24 protein-coding genes are annotated in these 24,479 nt (G+C 27.3%); all 24 read right to left on the bottom strand.

All coding sequences use genetic code 11. The features are described from left to right. Positions 1-77: 77 nt before the first annotated feature. The 24 genes from ALEK_RS04960 to ALEK_RS04845 all read right to left on the bottom strand — a co-directional run bounded on the left by ALEK_RS04960 (position 78) and on the right by ALEK_RS04845 (position 24,432). Positions 78-956 (bottom strand): PfkB family carbohydrate kinase, encoded by an 879-nt coding sequence (locus tag ALEK_RS04960; RefSeq protein WP_071627147.1) that lies wholly within the window; start codon positions 954-956, stop codon positions 78-80. Then, positions 953-2,071, bottom strand: coding sequence for a hypothetical protein (locus tag ALEK_RS04955; RefSeq protein ID WP_071627146.1), 1,119 nt, complete (start codon positions 2,069-2,071; stop codon positions 953-955). The genes ALEK_RS04960 and ALEK_RS04955 overlap by 4 nt, the downstream gene beginning before the upstream one ends. Continuing rightward, entirely contained in the window at positions 2,064-3,128 is a 1,065-nt protein-coding gene (locus ALEK_RS04950) for a nucleotidyltransferase domain-containing protein (protein WP_071627145.1), read from the bottom strand. Before ALEK_RS04950 ends, ALEK_RS04955 begins: the two co-directional genes overlap by 8 nt. Further along, positions 3,121-3,522 (bottom strand): acyltransferase, encoded by a 402-nt coding sequence (locus ALEK_RS17175; protein WP_197950387.1) that lies wholly within the window; start codon positions 3,520-3,522, stop codon positions 3,121-3,123. The genes ALEK_RS04950 and ALEK_RS17175 overlap by 8 nt, the downstream gene beginning before the upstream one ends. 157 nt (positions 3,523-3,679) lie before the next feature. Continuing rightward, complete coding sequence (locus ALEK_RS04940; RefSeq protein WP_071627144.1) at positions 3,680-4,957, bottom strand: hypothetical protein; 1,278 nt, start codon at positions 4,955-4,957, stop codon at positions 3,680-3,682. Next, the gene (locus ALEK_RS04935) at positions 4,950-5,606 is read right to left on the bottom strand and encodes an acylneuraminate cytidylyltransferase family protein (protein WP_071627143.1); all 657 of its coding nucleotides are present in this window, start codon (positions 5,604-5,606) and stop codon (positions 4,950-4,952) included. The genes ALEK_RS04940 and ALEK_RS04935 overlap by 8 nt, the downstream gene beginning before the upstream one ends. Before the next feature lies 1 nt (position 5,607). After that, positions 5,608-6,765, bottom strand: coding sequence for a UDP-N-acetylglucosamine 2-epimerase (gene neuC, locus ALEK_RS04930; RefSeq protein WP_071627142.1), 1,158 nt, complete (start codon positions 6,763-6,765; stop codon positions 5,608-5,610). Further along, on the bottom strand, positions 6,765-7,784 hold the full coding sequence (locus ALEK_RS04925) for an N-acetylneuraminate synthase family protein (protein ID WP_197950339.1): 1,020 nt from the start codon (positions 7,782-7,784) through the stop codon (positions 6,765-6,767). Before ALEK_RS04925 ends, neuC (ALEK_RS04930) begins: the two co-directional genes overlap by 1 nt. A gap of 3 nt (positions 7,785-7,787) precedes the next feature. Further along, positions 7,788-9,227 carry a lipopolysaccharide biosynthesis protein gene (locus ALEK_RS04920; RefSeq protein WP_071627141.1) on the bottom strand — a complete coding sequence of 480 codons (1,440 nt, stop codon included), beginning with the start codon at positions 9,225-9,227 and terminating at the stop codon, positions 7,788-7,790. Continuing rightward, positions 9,227-10,615: a hypothetical protein gene (locus tag ALEK_RS04915; protein ID WP_071627140.1), complete on the bottom strand. Its 1,389-nt coding sequence runs from the start codon at positions 10,613-10,615 to the stop codon at positions 9,227-9,229. Before ALEK_RS04915 ends, ALEK_RS04920 begins: the two co-directional genes overlap by 1 nt. 25 nt (positions 10,616-10,640) lie before the next feature. After that, positions 10,641-11,324 carry an acylneuraminate cytidylyltransferase family protein gene (locus tag ALEK_RS04910; RefSeq protein ID WP_071627139.1) on the bottom strand — a complete coding sequence of 228 codons (684 nt, stop codon included), beginning with the start codon at positions 11,322-11,324 and terminating at the stop codon, positions 10,641-10,643. Continuing rightward, a complete protein-coding gene (locus ALEK_RS04905) occupies positions 11,311-12,546 on the bottom strand; it encodes an N-acetyl sugar amidotransferase (protein ID WP_071627138.1) in 1,236 nt (411 codons plus the stop codon). Before ALEK_RS04905 ends, ALEK_RS04910 begins: the two co-directional genes overlap by 14 nt. After that, positions 12,539-13,186, bottom strand: coding sequence for an imidazole glycerol phosphate synthase subunit HisH (hisH, locus tag ALEK_RS04900; RefSeq protein ID WP_228146296.1), 648 nt, complete (start codon positions 13,184-13,186; stop codon positions 12,539-12,541). Before hisH ends, ALEK_RS04905 begins: the two co-directional genes overlap by 8 nt. Continuing rightward, positions 13,183-13,941 carry an imidazole glycerol phosphate synthase subunit HisF gene (hisF, locus tag ALEK_RS04895; RefSeq protein ID WP_071627136.1) on the bottom strand — a complete coding sequence of 253 codons (759 nt, stop codon included), beginning with the start codon at positions 13,939-13,941 and terminating at the stop codon, positions 13,183-13,185. Before hisF ends, hisH begins: the two co-directional genes overlap by 4 nt. Further along, the gene (gene neuC / locus ALEK_RS04890) at positions 13,934-15,079 is read right to left on the bottom strand and encodes a UDP-N-acetylglucosamine 2-epimerase (RefSeq protein WP_071627135.1); all 1,146 of its coding nucleotides are present in this window, start codon (positions 15,077-15,079) and stop codon (positions 13,934-13,936) included. The genes hisF and neuC (ALEK_RS04890) overlap by 8 nt, the downstream gene beginning before the upstream one ends. Further along, positions 15,072-16,103, bottom strand: a complete 1,032-nt coding sequence (locus ALEK_RS04885; RefSeq protein ID WP_071627134.1) for an N-acetylneuraminate synthase family protein — start codon at positions 16,101-16,103, stop codon at positions 15,072-15,074. Before ALEK_RS04885 ends, neuC (ALEK_RS04890) begins: the two co-directional genes overlap by 8 nt. After that, a complete protein-coding gene (locus ALEK_RS04880) occupies positions 16,103-17,353 on the bottom strand; it encodes a nucleotide sugar dehydrogenase (protein ID WP_071627133.1) in 1,251 nt (416 codons plus the stop codon). Before ALEK_RS04880 ends, ALEK_RS04885 begins: the two co-directional genes overlap by 1 nt. Continuing rightward, positions 17,353-18,387, bottom strand: coding sequence for an SDR family oxidoreductase (locus tag ALEK_RS04875; RefSeq protein WP_071627132.1), 1,035 nt, complete (start codon positions 18,385-18,387; stop codon positions 17,353-17,355). The genes ALEK_RS04880 and ALEK_RS04875 overlap by 1 nt, the downstream gene beginning before the upstream one ends. A gap of 8 nt (positions 18,388-18,395) precedes the next feature. Next, on the bottom strand, positions 18,396-19,592 hold the full coding sequence (wecC, locus tag ALEK_RS04870) for a UDP-N-acetyl-D-mannosamine dehydrogenase (RefSeq protein ID WP_071627131.1): 1,197 nt from the start codon (positions 19,590-19,592) through the stop codon (positions 18,396-18,398). Then, positions 19,592-20,725, bottom strand: a complete 1,134-nt coding sequence (gene wecB, locus ALEK_RS04865) for a non-hydrolyzing UDP-N-acetylglucosamine 2-epimerase (protein WP_071627130.1) — start codon at positions 20,723-20,725, stop codon at positions 19,592-19,594. Before wecB ends, wecC begins: the two co-directional genes overlap by 1 nt. Then, complete coding sequence (locus ALEK_RS04860) at positions 20,722-21,930, bottom strand: glucose-6-phosphate isomerase (protein WP_071627129.1); 1,209 nt, start codon at positions 21,928-21,930, stop codon at positions 20,722-20,724. The genes wecB and ALEK_RS04860 overlap by 4 nt, the downstream gene beginning before the upstream one ends. A gap of 1 nt (position 21,931) precedes the next feature. Continuing rightward, positions 21,932-22,762, bottom strand: coding sequence for a UTP--glucose-1-phosphate uridylyltransferase GalU (gene galU, locus ALEK_RS04855; RefSeq protein WP_071627128.1), 831 nt, complete (start codon positions 22,760-22,762; stop codon positions 21,932-21,934). A gap of 99 nt (positions 22,763-22,861) precedes the next feature. Then, complete coding sequence (locus ALEK_RS04850; RefSeq protein WP_071627127.1) at positions 22,862-24,031, bottom strand: nucleotide sugar dehydrogenase; 1,170 nt, start codon at positions 24,029-24,031, stop codon at positions 22,862-22,864. 113 nt (positions 24,032-24,144) lie between these two features. Continuing rightward, positions 24,145-24,432, bottom strand: coding sequence for a hypothetical protein (locus ALEK_RS04845; RefSeq protein WP_071627126.1), 288 nt, complete (start codon positions 24,430-24,432; stop codon positions 24,145-24,147). Positions 24,433-24,479 lie beyond the last annotated feature (47 nt).

The raw sequence follows: 24,479 nt of genomic DNA, 5'->3' as shown, positions 1-24,479 counted from the left end.
ATTAGTAAAATTGGGAAAGAACATAATAAAGTTAATAGGTAATTTATATATAAATTTCGATTAATAGTAAGAATACTTTATCCCTTAATTTTATAATTTTGTGTACCATGAGATTTAATATTCTCAGAGGCTAAATTAGAACCTATTTTCATACCTTTTTTTATATCATCAATGATCAATGAATACAAAACCCCAGCTCTATAAGCATCTCCACAGCCCGTAGGATCAATTATCTCTTTTTTAATAACTGTGTTTGCTTTTTCATAATGCTTCATCTCCCCATTAATATAAAGTTCTGAACCAGAGGAATCTTTTGTAATTATAATTTTTTTAGTTAAATTAAATAGTTTTTTTTCATTAAATTTACTAGCTAAAAAATTAAATTCATGTTGATTGATAATCAATATCTTAGATTTAGATATAAACAATTTCAAATCTTTTTTATTAAACATTGATATAACTTGACCTGGATCAAAAATAAATTCTATATTATTTTTGATACAATAATTTGCATAGAACTTCATATTTTCAATATTATCGGGAGAAATCATTACAATATTATTTTTACTAAAAGTTACATCATTTAGCCTATTTGATAAAGAGCCTAAATAAAATGATGTTATCTGATTGTTCTCTTTATCATTTAAGATATGTGCCTGCGCAGAAAAACCTTTGAAAATACGGATATCATTTGTCTTAATATTATTTGATTTAAGATGTTTCAAGTAATTTTTGCTATCTTTTTTTCCTAAAGATGAAATGATTTTTGATTTTATTCCTAATTGATTTAAACCATATGCTATATTACCAGCACAACCTCCATATTCAACTCGTACGGATCCCGTAGATAAAGACATATTTAAACTATTGTATTTTTCATATTGTTCAATAAACGTATCATTTGATACTATAATATTATCATATGCTAAAGATCCACAAAGTATTATTTTTTTCATTTATACAGCCTTTTAATTATTTTATAGAATACTTTTTTTAAGATTGATGTTTTTTTATTTTTGAAAAAAAATGGGTATGGTACAAAATCTTCTAAGTTATTTTTTGTTAAATTATTTGAATAATCAGAATACAACTTATTTCTATTCATAAATTCACTATTTCTATTAATTTTCATATTTATAGTATTATATTCAAATATAATATTACTATTATTTTCGCTTAACATAGTATATGGTTTTATAAAGTTTAAAGGTAAAAATTTAACAAGTCGATTATATTTATAATATATGTTAACAGTATAAGTTAATGATTTAATATGATTATAATTATTTAATATAATAACATTAAATGATGGTAAATCAATATTTTTAGATTCAATACATTCAATCTTTTTATTAATCTCATCAATTAATATGTAGCATACAAATAAAGCTTCTTTTAAAAGAATAATTATTTCTTTCTTGAGTTCTTCTTTATCTAAAGTTTTCCAACTAGCCTTTATTTTGTCCAATTTTTCAATATATTGTTTAAAGCATTTTATTTCATTATATTTTAAAATAAATTCTAGTGGAAATCTAAATGCGTTTAATAATTGTATAGATTGTCGAAAATCAATATTTTTCATAAGCAAAATATTGATAAATAAATTGGGATAAAAAAGAAAACTTAATTCTGATAATATAGTTATATTTTCATTCTCTGATATTTCTGAACTAAAATCATATTTTTTACCTTGTTCATAATTTAAATTACTTAAAGGCAGTATTTTTAAAACATTGTTAATATTATCTTCAAACGCAATAAAAGGATAATGAACAAAGGCAATATATTTGTCTAAATCAGTCAAATTACTAAAATAATCTTCTAATAATTTTTTATTAGAAAAATCATTTTCCACTACAATCAAGAAATCTAAATCAGAAATTCCAGGAGCACCTACATTACCCATTGAGTATACTGATAAAATACCATCTATATGAATTAAGTCTCGTGATATTTTATCTCTCAATTCAAAATAATAATCTTTTTTAATATCTCTAGGATAGTTAGAAAAAGCATAAGTACTAAGATCATTAGTAAAATATTTTTCTATATTTGTCTTTAGTTCATTCATTTTCAATCTTTTTAATTAATTTATTCAATTTTTCAAAATAGCTCTTTAGTTCGCTATTTGAAAGAATTTTTTGTTCTTTACTTCCGTAAATTTTACTTAAAAGATATCTCATTACAATAGGATACCTTTTAAATAAAAAACTTGGAATTATCTTTCGATATATTCTACTTTTATAAAATTTATCATCATAAAAATTACAGAGTTTAGAGATGACATCAAAACCGTTATAATTATTAATTAAAGAAAATGAATCTTTTTTATAACAATATCTTCCTTTATCCTGTAGATATAATGCCGGTAAAAGATACACTCTATGCAAAAAATCTCTATAAAACCTGTAACTATTGTTAGCATTTAACATTTCTTTTTGAACCAATTTAATATAATCAGATAAATATTTTTTTGAATCTTGAAAAGAAGAATCATTATTTACTAATAACTCTATTGTTTTTTTCTTACTACCTAATAAAATCCCTTTTGTCAACACTTCTAATGGAATATTCAAAGACTCTTTATAATTTAATTTTTCATATGGCAAAACAATAAATACTCCATGGTTTTGTAATGGATCTATACGTAAAAGAAGTCCATTTAACTGATACATTTTTTCTTGAAAAAAATTAAATGAATAAGGCGATTCAAAAACACTGTCTTTTATAAAACAAACCATGTCAATATCACTAAATTCTTTTACAAAATCGTCAGTAGCAAGACTTCCAAATAATATAAAATCAGCAAATTGTTCCAAGTTATTACCTATAATAAATTTATTAATATCATTAATATAACTTGAATATATTGATTTAGTTATACTAGTTTTCAGATTAAGTGAAGTCTTTTTTAAATTCTTATCTATTTTCTTCTTATCTTGAAAATAATAATTGATAATGTATTCTGATAATTGTTCATTTGAAGAAATAGTTTTATTTAGAAGATTTTCAAATTCTTTTTCTATAATTTTACCATATTTATTAAAACTTAATATTTCTTTTAAATAATATGGTTCATAAAAAACTCTGTAAATTAAATCTTTAAAAATTAAATCATTATTATTCAAACCAAGGTCTCCAAAAATGTTTATACTCAATATCCCTATTTCTATTTGAAATAAATTTTGCAGGGATGCCACCTACAATTGAATAAGGTTCGGTACTTTTAACTACAACCGAACCAGCAGCTACAACAGTACCTTCAGCAAGAGTAATTCCAGGTAGTATTATAACGGAGCTTGCCACCCAACAATTATCTTCAATAATAACATCTTTTGATCTTGCTTCATGTATAGAAGAATTTGGGTTATGATCAACTGACCATATTTTAACAAAAGGTGCAATATCAACATTGTTTCCAATAATAATCTTACTACTCCCTCGTCCATCTAATAAACAACCACTGTTAATAACACAATTTGTACCAATTTTTATATTTTTACCTCTTATTGTTACATTCATTAATATTGAACTTTTACTTCCTATAGTGATTAAAAATCTATACAAAAATAGTCTAACCAAATGAAAAGGTATTTTATTTACTATTAAATTAAAACAATAAATTATAAAGCCATTAAAAAAAGAATTCAATTCAATATAAACAGGTTTTATTAATTTTTTAAGAAATTTCATCAACTATTTCCTCTATACTTTGTTTATAAGTTTTATCTGTAACCCAGTATTTTAATTCGTGAGCAAATTTATTTTCTTTTTCTATATATTTTTCCAATTTATACAATGGTTCAGTGTTTAAATCTAATATAAAATTACCGCTATTTAAATACTTTTTATTATGATAATTTTCACTTACTACTTTAAAGTTTTTATAATTATTATTAAGTTTTATCTGTACTATATTTGTATTTAATAAACTTGATTCAAGAACTAACGTTGTTCCTACATTAATAATTGTATTTGCTTTTTTTAAAAGTTGAATTTTATAATATTGATCTTCATCAGTGAAAATATAGTTATATCCATTATTTGTTGCTGATATTCCTATTCTAAAATCTTCACTTTTATCTAGAAATTCAAATTCTTTTCCATTAGAATGAGGATGCGGTTTTATGTAAAGAATTTTATTGTTTTTTTTACAAATAGATAGTATTTCTTTTATCAATAACTTTTCACCTTCAAAGAGATTATTTCCTGAGAAATTAGAATAAGTACAAATATATAAAACATATTTGTTACTTTCAATAAAATCTAATTCTTTTTTTATAAATACATTAGCGATATTTATATTTTTATCTTTTAACTCTTCAATATATCTAAACTTCATTGGATAAATTGTTTCGATTAGATTTGAATCATAATTCTGAAATTTTACAACATCCTGTTTTAAACTATTGTTCCAAACAAAAGTAAGTTTACTATTAAAAAAAAATGGCGACTTTACAGGATGATCCCAACTTTCTACTAATGTAAAAGCTGTATGGTGTTTATTATTTATTAAATAACTATTGCCTGTTCTAGTAATAACAAATAATTTTTTTGTTTTAAAAGATGGTTTTCTGTTTATATTTTTCCATATAAACGAATATATATTATTAACTTTTTTACTATTTGGCTTAGGTAATTTTAAAAAAAAGTTTCCTAAAACATTAAGTACTTTAGAATTTGTTTTATTAATCCTAGAATATTGAGTTGAAAATTTACTATTTACAAGAAGTTGTTTTAATAAAAAATCAAATACAGATTTGTATCTATTAGTTAAGGTATTAATATTTATAATTTTTTCTTTTTTTATATTAAGTTCTTTAGATACAATATCTTTGTTCACTGTAGTATAAATATATATAGAAATATCCTTATTAACAAGTTCTTTTATTATAGGTTTTACAGTGTAGATTGCGATACCATTTTCTGCTATTATGCTTATACCACTTTTATCCAATTAATTTCTCCACTATTTCCCAATCTTCCATATCATCAATATCAAAACTATTTATTTTACTCATAAAGTATGGTAAAATCTTACCACCAAATATATATTCATTAAGTTTTTCACATTTTGTTATATAAATAGCTGCACCATTTCTTGCATACATAATTTCTACTTCTTGCCTTCTTTTTACATTACTATTACCAGTTAAATACATTCCCTCAAGTTTCATTAATTTTTCAGAACTAAAATTGTGTGGCATTTCAACAACACTTACTAAACTATCTGCACTAGTATTAATTTCAAAAAGTTTTATTGACTCATTTATGTGATTTTCTGTTCTTAAGGGAGAAGTAGGTTGTAGAGTCATAATAGCATCATATTCTTCATCAAGTTTACTTACAACATCTTGTAAAACTGGCAGTGTAGGAGTTTTATCTTGAGCCAATATATCAGTCCTCATCATCACTTCCACACCATAATTTTTAGATACTTCTGCTATCTCTTCACAATCAGTAGAAACTATCACTTTATCAAGTTTAGAATTAAGTGCAGTTTCTATAGTATAAGCAATAAGGGGTTTACCTTTTAAAAGTTTTATATTTTTTTTAGGTATTCCCTTACTTCCACCTCTTGCAGGTATTATCCCAAGAAATTTCATATTAATAAGTAATAGTCTTCTGAATTGAAGGTTCTACATAAGTAAGTATTTCTGCTATTTTATCTCCTGCAGTACCATCACCATACATATCACTACTTTCATATTTTCCATTAGTTAATTGTTGTTTAATACCTTCTATTATTTCTTTAGCATTATAATCTACTTGGATTACATTGTTTGTTCTAAGTCTTTTATTTTGTCTCGTTCCTATATTAATTACAGGTGTTCCAATAAAAGCCCCTTCTCTTACGCCAGAACTACTATTTCCTACTAAACAAGATGTTGTATTCATAAGATGTATATATATATGAGTAGGTAAGTTTTTAAAAAGATGCAACCATTGAGGATTATGTTTTTCTCTATATGTTCTTATACCTTTAGATATATCATCTCCACCTGCATCAGCATTAGGCCATAACATAATAGTTGGCATTTCTAATTCTTCAAGAGCTTTTAAAGTTTCTTCTATTTGTTTTCTGTTATTTCCAAATTCAGTAGTTACTGAATGTTGAGAAACTAATAAATAAGGTTTAGTTAGATCAAATTCTTTACCAACTCCACCATATATTTTAAATAAATCTTTTAAAATATCATAACTATCATTTTTAAGTTCTTCTGCAACTAAGTCTGTTCGAGGGCACCCAACATTAAAAACAAATTCTTCATCTTCACCCATTTTTATGATTCTTTTACTAGAATCTTCATTTGCTGGGAAATGGACATGTGCGAATTTTGTAATTGCATGTCTAATACTCTCATCAATTGTTCCTGTTACTTCTCCACCCATAGTATGTACAATTCTTATGTTCATATATGCAGCAGCTAAAGTAACTGACATCATTTCAAATCTATCACCAACAACTACTAAAAAATCAGGCTTTAAGTTATTAAAAATCATAGAAGCATCCATTAATCCTAAACCTGTTGATTTTGCCATAGTAGCAGGATTTTCGCCTTCTACTAAGTTATGAAAAGTAAAGTTTGGTTCAAATCCATCTTTTCTAATTAAATCTTCAACTTTCCCAAATCTATCTAAAATTGCAGACGCACCTAGAACTACTTGAAGTTCTAACTTAGGATGAGCTTTTACTGCTCTCATAACTGATTTGATACTACTATAATTTGCTCTACTTCCAACAAAAACACATATTTTTTTCATTACTTAAAATCTTCCCATTTAAATTTATAATCTTTATTAACTTTTTTATTTATTCTCTTACCTAAAAGTTTTTTATACTCTTTTGCAGGAATTCCATCCCCAGGTTTTTTAAAAGCTAAATGTTTAAATTCTATTTTATCCAATTCATTTATTGAATCTGCTGATACAATTGATTTTTCAAAAGTTATTTTCATGTTAGTTAAGTTTTTAACTTTTTCATCTTTATCTATATTATTAGTCAAAGATGTTTCAATTTGTCTTATCTCATCTACAAGTCGTTTAAATTCATCTGGTTCTGTAGAATTCATAGCATCACTACCATACATTTTTTGAGAAAGTGTAAAATGCTTTTCAATTACTGTTGCACCTTTGATTACAGCAGCAATTGGCACAGCAACACCCATTGTATGGTCGCTATATCCTATCTCTACATTTTCATATCTATTTTTCATTTCATCTAACACATTTAAACCACTTTGCTCTGGAGGACATGGGTACTCAGATGTACATTGAAGAACAACTAAATTTTTACATCCATTTGTCTGAAGTGTTTCAACTGCTTCATCTATTTCATTCCAGCTACTCATACCACTTGAAAGTAGTACTTTTTTTTCAGTTTTTGCAACTTTTTCAAGGAGTGGAATATTATTTACTTCACCTGAAGCAATTTTATAAGTATCCATTCCTACTTCTTCTAATAAATCTACTGCTTCAAGAGAAAAGGGTGAACTAAAAAAATCAATTTTTAAATCTTCTTCGCTATATCTTTTAAGTTCTTTCCACTGATCAACAGAAAAAGAAGTCCTCTCAAAATATTCTTTTCGTGTTTCGTCTTTAAAATAAGGAGGATTTGGTGCAGATAGTAAACTTTCAGCTTCAAATATATGTGTTTGCATTTTAACAGCATCTACTCCACAAGCAGATGCAGACTTAATAAACTGTTTAGCAAGGCCTAAACTACCTTCATGAGTATTACCTATTTCTGCTATTATGTACGTTTTTTTCTCAATATTATTCAATTTTCAACCTTTAATTTTTAATAATTTATCAATGTTAAATAACTTTAATTTATAACCTATCCCAAAACCAATTGCTAATACTATAAATTTATACAAATATTCAATTAAGCCAAAATCTAAAAAACTTTTATTTAAATATAATGAAAAGAATATAGAAATAAACATATAACTAACAATAATGATATTCTTTTTACTCATTAATTTTAAATAATAAATTTTATATGATATTAATTCTGACATTAAAAATGTAATAAAAAAAGAAAATATAGTTGTATAGATAGCAACCATAATGCCATAGTGTGGAATTAATACAATATTTAATCCAATGTTAGCTACACCTGCAAATATGGTAATAATAGCAACTTTACCTGTTTTCTTTTCAAAAAATAATCCACTACTACTAAAACAATAAAGAGAACGAAAAATATAAGCAGAAGAGAGCAGAGGAATCATCATCCAAGTATCAAAATACCTATCATCTAAAAGAATATATACTACTTCCACCGAGAACAATGCTAAAAAAACAATCAACATTGAAAGAATATAAATAAATATTAAAGAAATATTATGTGTTTCTTCTATTGCTTTCTCTCTAGATTCTTTAGATTTTCTTACAAAATATGGGGAAAAAGCTGCATTGAATTCATTGACAATCATTTTAAATACCATTGCTATTTTGTCTGAAAACATATATAAACCAATTGCACTTAATGTCACATGTTTTTCTAAAATTATTCTATCAGAATACATAAAAATCAAACCTGATAATGAGTGAGGAATTAAAGGTAATGAAAACTTAATAGGATCTACTATGTATATTAATTTATTGTATAGAATAAAATAATCTTTATTTACATATATATAAATTATTAACGATAATATTACATATATTAAGCTTGCCTCAATAATACCATAAGCTCCCCTTTCTAATACAATAACTTCTATAATATTAACAGTGAAATTAAAGAAAAATAAACATAATTGTATTTTCATAAATAATTTTGCTTTTTCTCTTACTCTTATTAAATTTTTTAGAAAATTATTAAAAATAGATAAAAATGAAATTATTAATCCCATTTCGAATAGTAAAAAATACTTATCTGGTGTTTTAGGAAAAACAAAACTAATAATAGAGTCTAAATTAACATAGATAATAATAGAAAAAATAATTGAGAAAATAAATATTACAAGCAAAATAGTTGAAATAAATATTTTTAAATCTTTATCTTTATATTCAAAATAAAATCTAGATAATGAAGAATCCAATTTTAATGATAATATTAATGGCAAAAACATCTGAAAAGATAAAACTAATGCAACAATACCATAATCATCAGGAGATAAATATCTACTATATATGGGAAGCATAATAAATCCAACTGCTGTTGGAAGAAAAGATGCAAGCATATAATAAAATGAATTTTTAAAAATTTGACTACTCATTATTTAGCGATCCTATAAATAAGATCCAGATATCTTTGAATTGTATTACCATCAAATACATTTTCTTTTGATAGTTTTACCCAATCATCAGAAAATTCAACTTTATCTTTTAAAGTATTTCTTAATATTAATTCCAATTTCTCTTTATCATTTACTTTTATAATACTAGTTATATAATCAAACATCTTAAAGTTTTGTCCATAAAAATCAACAACAACAGTTTTAATACCACAAAGTGTTGACCATAATATCGTACTTGAGAATGTAGCAATAAATAAATCAGAAATAACTAAAACTTCACTTAACCTTTCATCTAATAATTTACAATTAAATTTTCTTTCTAAAAATTGGTATTCGTCCCTTTTCATTTTAGGATGGAGTGAAATTAATATATTTCCATCTAACAAATCTATTTTACTCATTAAAAAATCTATTTCTTTCCAATGTTCATCCCAAGGTAAAATATCATGTTCACCTAATTGAGGTAGTGCAATAATAATAATTCTTTTTTTATTATCTAACTCATATTTAGAAATTATTTCTTTTTTTATATCATCTTTATTATTAAATTTATTAAAAAGTTGATCATACGAAGTATCACCAAGAATATTAATTTTTTCTTCATTCACACCATTTGTAACATAGTGCATCTTCATGTACTTATTTGGTAAACATAAAATATCACTGCAACCTGATCCCATAAACCAAGGATTAATTGATAATACACCAAATTTCTCTAAAGCATTGGCAAATGTATGAGAGTAGTAATATTTGTTTTCTCTATTATGAATATTAAATTTTTTTTGTGAAATACTTATGTATTTTGATAATAAAAAACTTTTTTTTAAAGTAATATTACTTTTCTTTAGTAAATCTTCTTCTTCTGCAAAATAAACCATATAGGGTATTACTACCGGAATATTAAGGGTTTTAGCAATATTTAAAAAAACAGGTTCACTATTTAAGTGTCTATCACCATTAATAAACATCACATCAAAGTTAGCTTCTTTAATAGGATTAAATAATTCTTTTTTTAAAGAAGTAAATCTATTATAAATTTTTTTTTCTTCTGTTACTAGTTTATTAGTATATAGTTTTGAGTTTTTAAGAGACAGAATAATTTTTTCTTTTTTTGGAATATATTTTTTAATTAATTTAAAAAATGTTTGTTTCCTTGGTAAACTAACTTTTTGTTTTTTACTTAAAAAATTATTTATTATTTCAAATTCAAATGAATTAATAATATCTTCATATTTTAAGTAAACTTTACTGTCAATATAAAATTTTATATCAATGGTATTTTTTGATTTATTAACAATTTCATTAGCAAAATGAAATTGATCCAAAAATCGTTGAGGTTGGTTGGATACGATTAAAATTCTTTTCATTGTATATCTTTCTAATTAGTTGATATTATATATATGCTCTTGCTTTTACTAAATCAGTTTCATTATCGATATCAATACTATCACGGCTATTCATTAAATAAGATACTGTTTTTGTTGTAAGAAAACTATTATTTTTAAGAAATTCACTAGTTTTAATTATATATATTGCACCATTACTCATATAAGTATTTGGTAAATCTTGCCTTCTCATAAAAGGGTATTTATTATTAGATATACCTTCTATAAATCCTTTATCATTCTTTTTGAAAGCTTTTAATATTTTATTATCTATTTCACAAACACTAATAAGAGAGGTAGCATCACTATTAAGTAATAAATCAAAAGCCTCATCTATATTTTTACTACTTCGCAAGGGAGAAGTAGGTTGAAGAAGAATAATATAATCAAAGATTTCATTGCTAATTTTCAATGAATCAAGCACATGCAAAACTACTGGTTCTGTTGCCGTTGTATCAAGGGCCAAATAATCAGGTCTCTTAAGTGTGTTAGCATTATTTTCCCTTGATACAGTTAGAATTTCATAATCATCACTACTAACTATAGTTTTAGATATATATTTAGAATTAATACTAGATTCAATAGTCCAAGTGATTAAAGGCTTACCAGCAAAATCAATAATATTTTTACCAGGCAATCCCTTAGAACCGCCTCGGGCTGGAATCACAGCTAAAATTCTACTTTTTGTCATCTATACCATCATTATTAACTGTATGTCTTAATTTCCAATCTTCACCTACTTTTTTCCAAATATGAGGAGATCTATGACTATTCATTGTCTCCCAAAATTCTTCCTCAGTAGAATCAATATATTCCAAAAATTCCTCAAAATATTTATCAGGAAATTCTGTATCATATTTTTTAACTAAATATGCAGCTTCTTCTCTAGTTATTTTACCATTTCTAACTTCTTGAGCAGCATCATATGTACATCTTCCAATTCCAAACTTAATCAAAGTTGTAAGATAATGAAAGGGATCAATTTTATCATCAATACTACTATACTTTGAGTAACTTCCTTCTGTTCTAACAGGATTTGCTTGGAAACCTGTATTATCTACCGCATAATAGTAACATTCTTGAGGATCCCATTTAAGATAATAACCTAAATAATGTACTTCAACGCCAGATTCAACTAAATCTTTTTTATCTGGAGCAATATAAGGTGCAAAATCATCTTTTGAATATCTACCTGTATCTATATATTCTTGCATAGAGATACCCCCAAACTTCATTTCCAAGGCATCTTCAGAAGAGAAAAAGTCCATATTCATAATAGGATTAGTATTTTCTTCAATAGCATTACCATATTCAGCTTGATTTTCACCATACATTACAAGTTGAACACCAAATTTTTTAGCCATAGCAGGACCAATAATTCTTTGACCAACAATAAAAGGCTGAAAAGGATGTAATAAATTATGAAAAGCATTCCTTGTCATTTCTTTATGTAGTTTTCCATTAGGAGTATATAAAATATTATCTAACCCTCCTGTGTGCATCCATTCTTGCATATTTTTCCAACCAATATCTGTATATAGATGTGGTGCCCAAGTAACTGTCAAAGGGTTCATTCCATATTTATATTTTAGAACATGTGCAGTATAAGCACTATCCTTACCTCCACTACCAGGAACAATTACATCATATGACCCATCTGTACTTCTAAATTTAGATAGTAGTTCTTCTAATTTATCTTCCCTTTCATTCCAATTAATACCTTCTTCTTTCTCTTCATGGTATACACAAGCAGAACAAACACCTTCGTCATTAAAGTTTATTACTTTTTTCTTTTCACCTTTTTCATTTTTAAACTCAACAGTTGAGCTTGGTCTTTGGTTTGAAATTACACATTTCTTACAAAATTTCACCTCATTTGGTAAGCCGTAGTAAGCTTCTAGTTTCTCAGCCATTATATTTTCCTTTACATATATTTACAAAATTTTTTAATATTTTCAAACCAATTTCACCACTTTTTTCAGGATGAAATTGACAACCGTAAACATTTCCTTTTTTTAATGATGATACAAATTCATAATCAGAATATAGAGTTGTTGATAATATATCATTTTCATTTTTTGGCATAGCTACAAAACTATGAACAAAATACATGTCACTATATTCACCGATATCATTTAAAATTGTATTTTTCCAATTATTATTTTTATTTCTTATTTCATTCCAACTAACATGCGGTAGTTTTTCAAAATTCAAATTTTTAACTGGTAGTTTTTTTATTTTACCTTCTATTACAGATAATCCTTTTGTTATTCCGAATTCTTCACTTTCTTCAAGTAGCATTTGCATTCCAAGACAAATGCCAAGAAAAGGCTTATCTAACTTAATAAAGTCTAGTAAACTTTCAATAAGCTCGTATTTCTTAAGATTTTCCATTCCATGTTTAAAAGCCCCAACACCTGGCAAAATCACTGCATCAGCTTTTAATATTTCATTTCTCTCATTTGTTAATTGTGGAGTAATACCGATATTTTCCAACGCATTAATTATACTTTTTACATTTCCTATATCATAATCTATAACAACTATTTTCAAAATCTAACCTTTATGTTATTATCTATTAAGTTATTCTTAATTTCAGAAATAGATTCTATATTATAATGCAAAACAGAAGCGATAGAAATTGCATCAACTTTTGTTTTCTTTAATAAATCAACCGCATCATTTAATTTGCCCATTCCACCACTAGAAATAACAGGAATAGATACAATTTCAGAAACAGCTTTATTTAATTCAATATCAAAACCTCTTTTTGTTCCCTCTTTGTCTATTGAAGTTAACATTATTTCACCTGAACCTAACTCTTCAACTTTTTTTGCCCATTCTAATACGTCAATGCCAGTTGGTTCCCGACCGTTATCAATATAAACTTCCCATTTATTAGAATCGATTTTTTTTGATACTATTGAAGATACAATACATTGACTACCAAATATTTCAGAAGCTTTTTTTATAAACTCAGGATCTTGCACAGCCTTTGTATTAATTGCAATTTTATCTGCACCAACCTTCAATGCATTTGATATATCATTAATTGTTCTAATACCTCCCCCAACTGTAATTGGAACAAATACATCTTTACAAGCTTTTTCAATTATATGGCTTAAACTATTTCTATCATAGTAAGCAGCAACAGCATCCATAAAAACTATTTCATCTATACCCTCATCATAATATTTTTTAGCAAGTATATTTGGATCACCTACTTTACGTAAACCCTCAAGATGTATTCCTTTAATAACAAATTCATTTTTTACATCAATTCGTGAAATAACTCTTATTTTATTCATTAATATTTATCTCCTGAAATTGTTTTTGGTGATTAATTTTCCATATTTTATTAGAATTAATTAACTCCAGCAATAATTTATCACTTTTTCCTTTTCCAAAATAATCTTTATCTTCTAAGAATTTATGTTTTATATTTTTTACTGTATTAATCGAATTTATTATAGAATTGAAACTATAATTACAATTGAATACAGAAGATAATTTAACTCTATTATTTTGCCTTGTACCTACATCAATTGTAGATACGTTATAATAAGGCGCTTCTCGTACACCAGCACTTGAATTACCTATCATAAACTCAGAATTTTTTAAAAGCGTTAAAAAATACTCAAATCTTAAAGATGGGTATAATTTTATTTTTTTATTGTTATTAAATATTTTATATTCATTCAATATTTCAATACTACCTAAATCATTATTTGGATATATTACTATATAATTTAGCCCACTTGCAATTAATGCTTTAGTAAAATTGTATGTATATTCTTGAATTTTATCATATTCTGTAGTAACAGGATGAAACATTGCAATCGAAAATTTATCAAATTTAATATTATAATATTCTTTTACTTCAGTTAATGATGGTAAACTTCTAGAATCCATTAGATCAAGATCTGGCGAACCCAAAACAAAAATGGAATTTCCAAATTCACCTAATTGAATTAGCCTTTTTTTTGCTTCTTCATTTGATACTAAATGAATATGAGATAATTTACTTACAGAATGCCTAATTAGTTCATCGATTGTACCAGATATTTCACCACCCTCAATATGAGCAACTAATATATTATTCATACTACCAACAATTGCACCAGCTAAAGCTTCAACTCTATCCCCATGAACAATTATTAAGTCAGGTTTCAATTCTGCTATATAATGCGAAAATCCATCTACAGTTTTAGCTAATGTTCTATCCATATGCTCAACTGTATCATGATTTATATATTGATAAATATTTTTAAATCCAGATTTATAAATTTCATCTACAGTTTTTCCATATTTAGAATTTAGATGCATTCCTGTAGCAAAAATGTGGACATCTAATTTTGCATCATTTTGCGTAATTTTAATTAATGATTTTAGTTTTCCAAAATCAGCTCTTGTACCTGTTAAGAAAACAATTTTTCTTTTAGTCATTAATATCATTCCAAAATAAATGAGTATCAGCTTCAATATCTTTATTAACTTTCTTACCAAGTAAAGTTTTATAATTTTCAGCTAATATTTCACCTGTCCCAGGTCTTTTTACCCAAAGGTTTTCAGAAGTAAGAACTTCCCCTTTTTTAATTTTAGCTATGGTAACAACAGTAGCAAAAGCAAAATCTATCGTAATTTGTTCTTCTTTCGCAGCTTCTTTTTTTCCACCCCTCATTCGTGATATTTCATCACTTCCAACTATAAGTTCTTTCAAAGCTATAGGATCCATTGAGTTAATTATATCAGGACCTGTTCTTTCCATTTTATCTGTAAAATGTCTTTCTAAAATATTTGCTCCTAATGCTGTTGCAGCAAAGCAAGCTCTGTTTGATGTTGTATGATCAGATAATCCAATAATAGCATTAGGAAATTCTTTTTGAAGTTCAACCATTGCACCTAATCTAACTAAATTTATAGGTGTAGGATAAAGATTAGTTGTGTGAAGCAAAGCATAACTGATATTATATTCTTCTAAAATATTAACAGTTTTCCTAATAGATTCAATATCATTCATACCTGTACTGACAATCATGGGCTTACCAAAAGAAGCTACATGTTCAATAAGAGGGTAATTATTACATTCTCCTGAACCAATCTTATAAGAACTTACATTCATTCTTTCAAGTCTATTTGCTGCAGCTCTTGAAAAAGGTGTACTAATAAAAATCATCCCTTTAGACTCAACATATTTTTTTAATTTAATTTCATCGGATTCACTTAAAGAACATCTTTCCATAATTGAATATATAGACTCAGTTGCATTACCAGGAATAACATTTTTAGCTTCCTTACTCATTTCATCTTCAACTACATGTGTTTGGTGTTTAATAACTTCTGCACCAGACTTCCAAGCTGCATCTACCATATCGAATGCAACTTCTAATGAGCCTTCATGATTTATCCCAATTTCTACAATAACTAAAGGAGAATGAGTTAATCCTATTTTCCTATTTTCTATCTGCATTATAAACTCCCATCTTGATAATCTACTACTGATTTAATATCAAATACAACTGTATCATTTATATTTGATAAATCTAAAGATTTAAACTCATCATGAGCAACAGCCACCACAATCCCATCATACTTTGTTATGTCAATATTATCTACTAAATTTAAACTGTATTCTCGACAAACTTCTTCTTTATCTGCCCATGGGTCATATACATCTATATTACATCCAAATTCTTGTAATTCTTCTACTACATCTATGACTCTTGAGTTTCTAATATCTGGACAATTCTCTTTAAAAGTAATACCTAACATTAATACATTAGATCCTTCTATTTTATGACCTTTTTTAATCATAAGTTTTATTACTTGATTAGCTACATATATTCCCATATTATCATTTAGTCTTCTACCTGCTAAGATAATCTCTGGGTTATATCCTACTTGTTGTGCTTTATGTGTTAAGTAGTATGGATCAACACCAATACAATGTCCACCAACTAATCCTGGCTTAAACTTTAAGAAGTTCCATTTTGTTCCAGCTGCTTCAAGAACATCATTTGTATTAATACCAAGTTTATTAAAGATAATTGACAATTCATTTACAAATGCAATATTAATATCTCGCTGGCTATTTTCAATTACTTTTGCAGCTTCTGCCACTTTAATAGTAGGTGCTAAGTGAGTACCTGCTGTGATAATAGATGCATATAATTCATCTACTTTTTTACCAATCTCTGGAGTTGAACCTGCAGTTACTTTTAAAATCTTTGTAACTGTATGTTCTTTATCACCTGGATTAATTCTCTCAGGAGAATATCCGCAGAAGAAATTAGTATTAAATTTTAAAGAAGAGAATTTTTCAAGTACTGGTACACATTCTTCTTCTGTTGCACCTGGGTAAACAGTTGATTCATAAATTACAATATCATCTTTTTTGAGTACTTTTCCTACAGTTTCACTAGCTTTTATTAAAGGAGTTAAATCTGGTCTTTTATTTTTATCAATAGGAGTTGGAACAGTTACAATATAAATATTACAATCTTTAATATCATCAATATTACAAGTAAATTTAATATTATTATCTATTGCTTCTTGAAGTTGTGATTCATTTAACTCTAAAGTTCTATCATATGCACGAGATAATTCATCAATTCTTTCTTTATAAATATCTAATCCAACTACATCATATTTTGAAGAAAAAGCTGCTGATAATGGTAGACCTACGTATCCAAGACCTATTACACAAATTTTATTATTCATTATTTACTTCCCTTTATATCATTTATGTACCACGCTAGTGATTCTTGTAGTCCTTCTTCTAAGTTATGTGTTGGCTCATATCCTAAAAGTGTTTTAGCTTGGTCGATATTTGCATTTGAGTGTCTAATATCTCCTGCTCTGAAATCTCTATATATTGCATCTTTTATTTTTAGCTCTGGAAGATTTTCTTCAAGACTATTTTTTATTGCAGCAAATAGATTGTTTAATGTTTCTCTTCCACCTGCTGCTGTATTATATGCTTTTGCAAAGGCTTCTGTATTTGTAGTAACACCTGCCATAATATTAGCTTGTACTACATTATCTATATATGTAAAATCTCTAGATGTTTCACCATCTCCATTTATATATACATCCTCCCCATTTAACATAGCAGATATCCATTTTGGCATTACTGCTGCATATGCTCCATTTGGATCTTGTCTTTTTCCAAATACATTAAAGTATCTAAGACCTATAGACTCAAATCCATAACATTTGTAAAATACATCCATATATAGTTCATTTACATATTTTGTAACAGCATATGGAGAAAGTAAATTTCCAGTTCGTGTCTCTACCTTTGGTAGTTCTTGTGAATCGCCATATACAGACGATGAGGAAGCGTATACAAATCTTTTTACACTATTCTCTTTTGCAGCTGTAATCATATTTAAAAAACCAGTTACATTTGAGTTATTTGAAATTACTGGATTATCTATTGATCTTGGTACTGATCCTAATGCTGCTTGATTTAGAACTATATCTACATTTTTGGTAGAGTTTAAACAAGTTTCATAGTCTGAGATATCGCCTTTAATAAAAGAAAAGTTGGACCATTGATCTTTTAAAATACTATTTTCTACATGATCTAAATTGTATTGATAACCTGTAGAAAAATTGTCTAACCCAACTACTTTTTGGTTTAATTTTAGAAGAGTCTCTATTAGGTTTGATCCTATAAATCCTGCACATCCTGTCACAAGCCATGTTTTTGGATTACTTTTTAATTCTTCTTTTATTTTATTAAATTTCATCTTTTACCTTATTTATTAATTCCACAAAAATCTATCACTTCTTTACCAAATATTCTAATACCTTTAAACTCTTTATGCCCAACTAGATAAACTATAATATCAGCATCATTTATTGCAGTTTCAAAATCAATTATCTCAAAAACTTTATGTGAAGTTATATTTGGCTCTACTGTAAGTACCTTAAAATCATGATTTTTTAAAGTTTGTGCTATATATAAAGCAGGTGATTCTCTTAAGTCATCTATATCAGGTTTAAATGCAAGACCTAAACAAGCAACTTTTGCTTTTCTTCCATTCTTTTTTTCAAATCTAAGTGCTACATTTTTGATTTTTTCTATTGACCATTCTGTTTTATAAGTATTGATTTCTCTTGCCGCTTTTATGATTTTAGCATCCGCTCCGCCGGCATGAACAATAAACCATGGGTCCACAGCAATACAATGTCCACCTACACCAGCACCTGGTTGTAGTACATTTACCCTAGGGTGCCTATTTGTTAATTTAATCAATTCCCATACATCAATATTAAACTTATCACATAAAATTGATAATTCATTTGCAAAAGCAATATTTGTATCTCTAAATGAATTTTCAGTAAGTTTTGCCATCTCGGCAGTCTTTGCATCTGTTGAAAGTACTTCACCTGATACAAAAGTTTTATAGAATTCTACAGTTTTTTCTGTAGATTCTTTTGTCGTTCCACCTACTATTCTATCATTCTCAACTAATTCTCTCATGATATGTCCTGGAAGTACTCTCTCTGGACAGTGAGCTATATATAGTTTTGAAGTATCTACAGCTTCTTCTTCAAGTGTTTTTTCTACTAATTCAGTAGTACCTACTGGAGAAGTAGATTCTAAAATTACTATATCTTCAGCTTTTACATATGGAGCTATCGCTTTTGTTGCAGATACAATATAATCTACATTTGGTACATAGTTTTTATGAAAAGGAGTAGGAACTGCGATAATAAATACGTCAGCAATAGTAGGAGTAAGTGACGCTTTCAAATTCCCACTATTTACAGCAGCTCTTACGAAAGTATCAAGATCAGGTTCCACGATATGTATGTTTCCAGCATTTATAGTATCAACTGTTGATTGTACGACATCAACTCCATGAATTTGATATCCTCTGTTTGCTAGAAGTGCTGCAGTTGGCAGGCCAATGTAACCCAAACCTATTACACAAACTTTTTTATTCATTATTTACTTTCCTTAATAAATTCTACAATTCTTTGACAAGCTTTACCATCACCATAAGGGTTATGTGATTTACTCATTCTTTCATATTCAACTTCATTATCTAAAAGCTTTTGAGCTTCATTTACAATAGATATTGAATTTGTTCCAACTAACTTTACAGTCCCAGATTCAACTGCTTCAGGTCTTTCAGTTGTATTTCTCATCACAAGTACAGGTTTACCTAAACTTGGAGCTTCTTCTTGAACTCCACCTGAATCAGTTATAATAAAATAAGATTTATTCATCATATAAATAAAACTTTCATATTGTAATGGCTCTATTAGATAAATATTTGTAGTATTAGACAATAATTCTTTTACTGGCTTTTGTACATTTGGATTTAAATGTACTGGATATACAATATCTATATCAGGATTATCTAAGGCAAGAGTATTTAAAGATTCACAAATATTAATAAATCCTTGCCCAAAGTTTTCTCGCCTATGGCCTGTTACCAAGATAAGCTTTTTATCTTCATTTATTTTATATTGTTTATTTATATTTTTTAAGATTGTACTTTTTAATTCTTTATTGTTTTCAATCTTATTTAAAGCTAAAAATAATGCATCAATTACTGTATTACCTGTTACTATAATATTTTTAGGTTCTTTATTTTCTTTTAGGAGATTTTTTTGACTTGTAGTTGTTGGTACAAAATGATAGTTAGCTAATACTCCAGTTATTTGTCTATTTGCTTCTTCTGGCCAGGGGCTATGTAAATCACCTGTTCTAAGACCTGCTTCCACGTGTCCTACTTTTATTTTATTATAAAATGCTGCTAAACTACTAGCACTTGTAGTTGTAGTATCTCCATGAACTAATACAATATCAGGATTAAAATCACTTAATACATCTTTTAGGCCTAAAAGAACATTAGCTGTCACATCAAAAAGGTCTTGTCCTGGTTTCATAATATTTAAATCATAATCAGGTGTGATATCAAACATTTCAAGAACTTGATCTAACATCTCTCTATGTTGTGCTGTTACACATACTTTTAATTCAATATCTTTAGCTTTTTCAAACTCTTTAACCAATGGTGCCATTTTAATTGCTTCTGGTCTTGTTCCAAACACTACTAGCACTTTTTTCATTTAATTTTCTTTTTTAATACTTTTTTTAAAATAATTTTACCAGATTCAACACCTGGTTGGTCGTATGAATTAATCTGCACAAAACTTCCAACAATAGAAGTTAATAATTCATATGAAAACATAAGTTTTCCAATACTATGTTCATCTTGTGATTTTAAGATGATTGTATCACATGGGATATCTTCTAAATCTTCTATTGCTTTAATAGTTGCATCCGCTTGTTTATTTATTAGATCTTTAAATTCTAGATTATTTATATAATCTAATTCATCTAAGTAAGCAAGTGATATTTCAGGTATTTTCATATCATTTTTAAAATCATCAACTTTTATAAATGTTACTGTTTTATCTCTTTTCCCTTCAATTATTAGCTGAAGAAAAGAGTGTTGATCGACAGGTCCTATCAATCCTATTGGTGTTAGAGCTTGTTTTGTACCATTAATATTGATTTTGCCTAGACTTTCACCCCATAGTTGTACATACCACTTATTAAATCCCTCTAAAGATGAGGAATATGAAAAAAGTACATTTATATTAAATCTACTTTTATTTTCAACAATAAATCTAGCTTTTTCCATCAAAGTATCAAAATACTCATTTTTATTAAAAAAGCTATTTGATACTTCAGCACATCCAGATAGCAGTTTATCAATATCTAGTCCCATAATAGCTAGTGGTAATAATCCTACATTTGAGAATACTGAGAATCGACCACCTACATTTTTAGGTATTTCAAAAGTTTTTATGTTTTTTGATTTTGCAAAATCATTTAATTTACTATTATTTTCTGTTACACATACTGTATTGTTTGAGTCAATTCTAGTAATACAGTGTAAATATTTTAAGATACTTATTGTTTCTATTGTAGTTCCTGACTTACTTATAATTATAAAAAGTACGTCTTCTAAATCTATCTTACTAATTCTTCTTTGTAAATCTAATGGATCTGTTGATTCTAGGAAATGAAGTTTTTTATCATTTTCTTTATGTTGCAAAAACTGATGAATTGCGTATGTGCCCAGACTACTACCACCAATACCAACTACTACTATATCTTTTTGCTTTACAGTTTTTGAGAATTCTTTTATATAAACAGTATCTTGATAAGGTAATTTATAATATCCAACACTACTTTTTTCTTCTACTATTTTGTCAAATATCTCATTATTTGATTTAATTTGATAGAAGTTCTTATTGTAATACATACTATATATTACTCTCTTTTTCATAAAAATAGTTTGTAGCTTTTACAAAACCATCTATACTACCACAGTCAAATCTATCACCTTTAAATTTGTATGCCATTACTTTTCCTTGTTTTGATTGCTCAAGTAAGGCATCTGTAATTTGAATCTCTCCACCTTTTCCTGGTTTTGTAGCTTTTAAGATATCGAAAATATCAGGGGTTAAAATATATCTTCCTATAATAGCTAGATTTGATGGTGTATTTTTTGGATCTGGTTTTTCTACCATATCAAATACTTTATATACACCTTCTTCTTCAAGAGTACCTGCTATTACTCCATACTTTTGGGTTTCATCTTTTGGTACTTCTTCTATTGCTACTATTGAACATTTATATTTTTCATATAGCTTTACCATCTGGGATAGTACTCCACCTTCATTACAGGTATTATCACATAGGTCATCAGCAAGTATTACAGCAAAAGGTTCATTACCTATTAGTGTTTCACCGCATAATATTGCATGACCTAGACCTTTCATCTCTATTTGTCTAGTATATGAAAAGGTACATTTAGTAATAACATCCCTTATTTCGGTAAGATAGTGTTCTTTACTAGTACCTTTGATTTGATGTTCTAATTCATAAGATATATCAAAATGATCCTCAATTGCCCTTTTCCCTCTGCCTGTAACTATTGCCATAGTGTCAATATTAGCTGATAAAGCCTCTTCAACACCATATTGAATAAGTGGCTTAGTAAGTACTGGTAACATCTCTTTTGGAGTAGCTTTAGTAGCTGGCAAAAATCTAGTACCATACCCAGCAGCTGGAAATAAACATTTTTTTATCATAATTAATCATATCCTTTTGATAATTTTCTTTTTATTATCGGCAGTATTTTAGCCATTTCAAACTTTGTATGTTATTAAAATAATTTTTATAATAATCAATCAGGAATCAGAGTTAAAAATATCTCTAGTATATATTTTTTCTTCTACATCTTTTATATTTTCTGATATTCTATTTGCTACTATTACATCTGATATTGATTTAAATTCGTCGATGTCTTTTATTACTCTTGAGTTAAAAAACTCTTCTTCTTCAAATACTGGTTCATATACTACTACTTCTATACCTTTAGCTTTAATTCTTTTCATAATACCTTGTATTGCTGAAGATCTAAAGTTATCACTTCCTTCTTTCATCACTAATCTATACACACCTACAATCTTCGGTTTTTTAGAAATAATTGAGTCTGCTATGAAATCTTTTCTAGTAGAATTAGCATCTACAATTGCAGAGATTAATGAGTTTGGGATATCCTGATAATTTGCTTTTAATTGTTTTGTATCTTTTGGTAGGCAATATCCACCATATCCAAAGCTAGGATTATTATAATGACTTCCTATTCTTGGATCTAGTCCTACTCCTTCAATTATTTGTTTTGTATCAAGTCCATGTGATTGAGCATAAGAGTCTAATTCATTAAAGTATGATACTCGCATAGCAAGATATGTATTCGAGAACAGCTTTACAGCTTCGGCTTCTGTTGAATCTGTGAAAAGAATATCAATATTTTCTTTAATTGCACCTTCTGCTAATAAATTTGCAAAAGTTTGAGCTCTTTTTGATTTTTCACCTACAATTATTCTAGATGGGTATAAGTTATCAAATAGTGCTTTCCCTTCTCTTAAGAATTCTGGTGAAAAAATTATATTTTCTGTATTAAATTTCTTTTTTAATTCTTTTGTATATCCTACCGGTATTGTACTTTTTATTACCATTGTTGCATTTGGATTTATTTCAAGTACATCTGATATTACATATTCTATTGATTTCGTATTAAAATAGTTTGTTTCGGGATCATAATCAGTTGGAGTTGCTATGATAATGAATTCTGCATTTGTATATGCTTCTTTTTTATTTAGTGTTGCTTTGAAATTTAGCTCTTTAGTAGATAAGTATTCTTCTATCTCTTTATCTTCTATTGGAGATTTCTTTTGATTTATTAGCTCTACTTTTTCTGGAATAATATCTAACGCTATTACTTCATTATTTTGAGAAAGTAATATTCCATTTGATAAGCCGACGTAACCTGTCCCTGCTATTGCTATTTTCAATTTGTTTGTTCTCCAATCTAATAGTTTTTAATTGGAAATTATATCTAGTTTTTAATAAGAGTGATTTTAAAGAAAGAAAACATGAAAGAAATTTTTTCTTCCATGTTATAAGATTAGTGGTGAGAAGTAGTAGAATTAGAACTACTGTCTGCTGCAGCTGCTGCTGCCACACCTGCTGCTGCTGCTGCTGCTGCTGCCATACCTGCAGAAATACCACCAGCTACTCCTGCTGCTCCTGCTGCTCCTGCTGCTCCTGCACCTGCTCCTGCAGCACCTGCACCTGCAGCACCTGCACCTGCACCTGATGCAGAACCTGCTGCTCCAGCACCTGCTCCAGTTTGTGCTAATGCACTAGTAACCATTAAAGACGTAGCGAAAACAATTGATAATAATTTTTTCATTTTAATTCCTTGTTAATTTTTGCTTTATTATACTATAAATAATATAA

This window comes from Poseidonibacter lekithochrous (assembly GCF_013283835.1).
In the GTDB taxonomy this organism is placed as follows: Bacteria; Campylobacterota; Campylobacteria; order Campylobacterales; family Arcobacteraceae; genus Poseidonibacter; species Poseidonibacter lekithochrous.
Note: the sequence above shows the minus strand (reverse complement) of the source record. Positions and strands in the feature narration are given on the sequence as shown.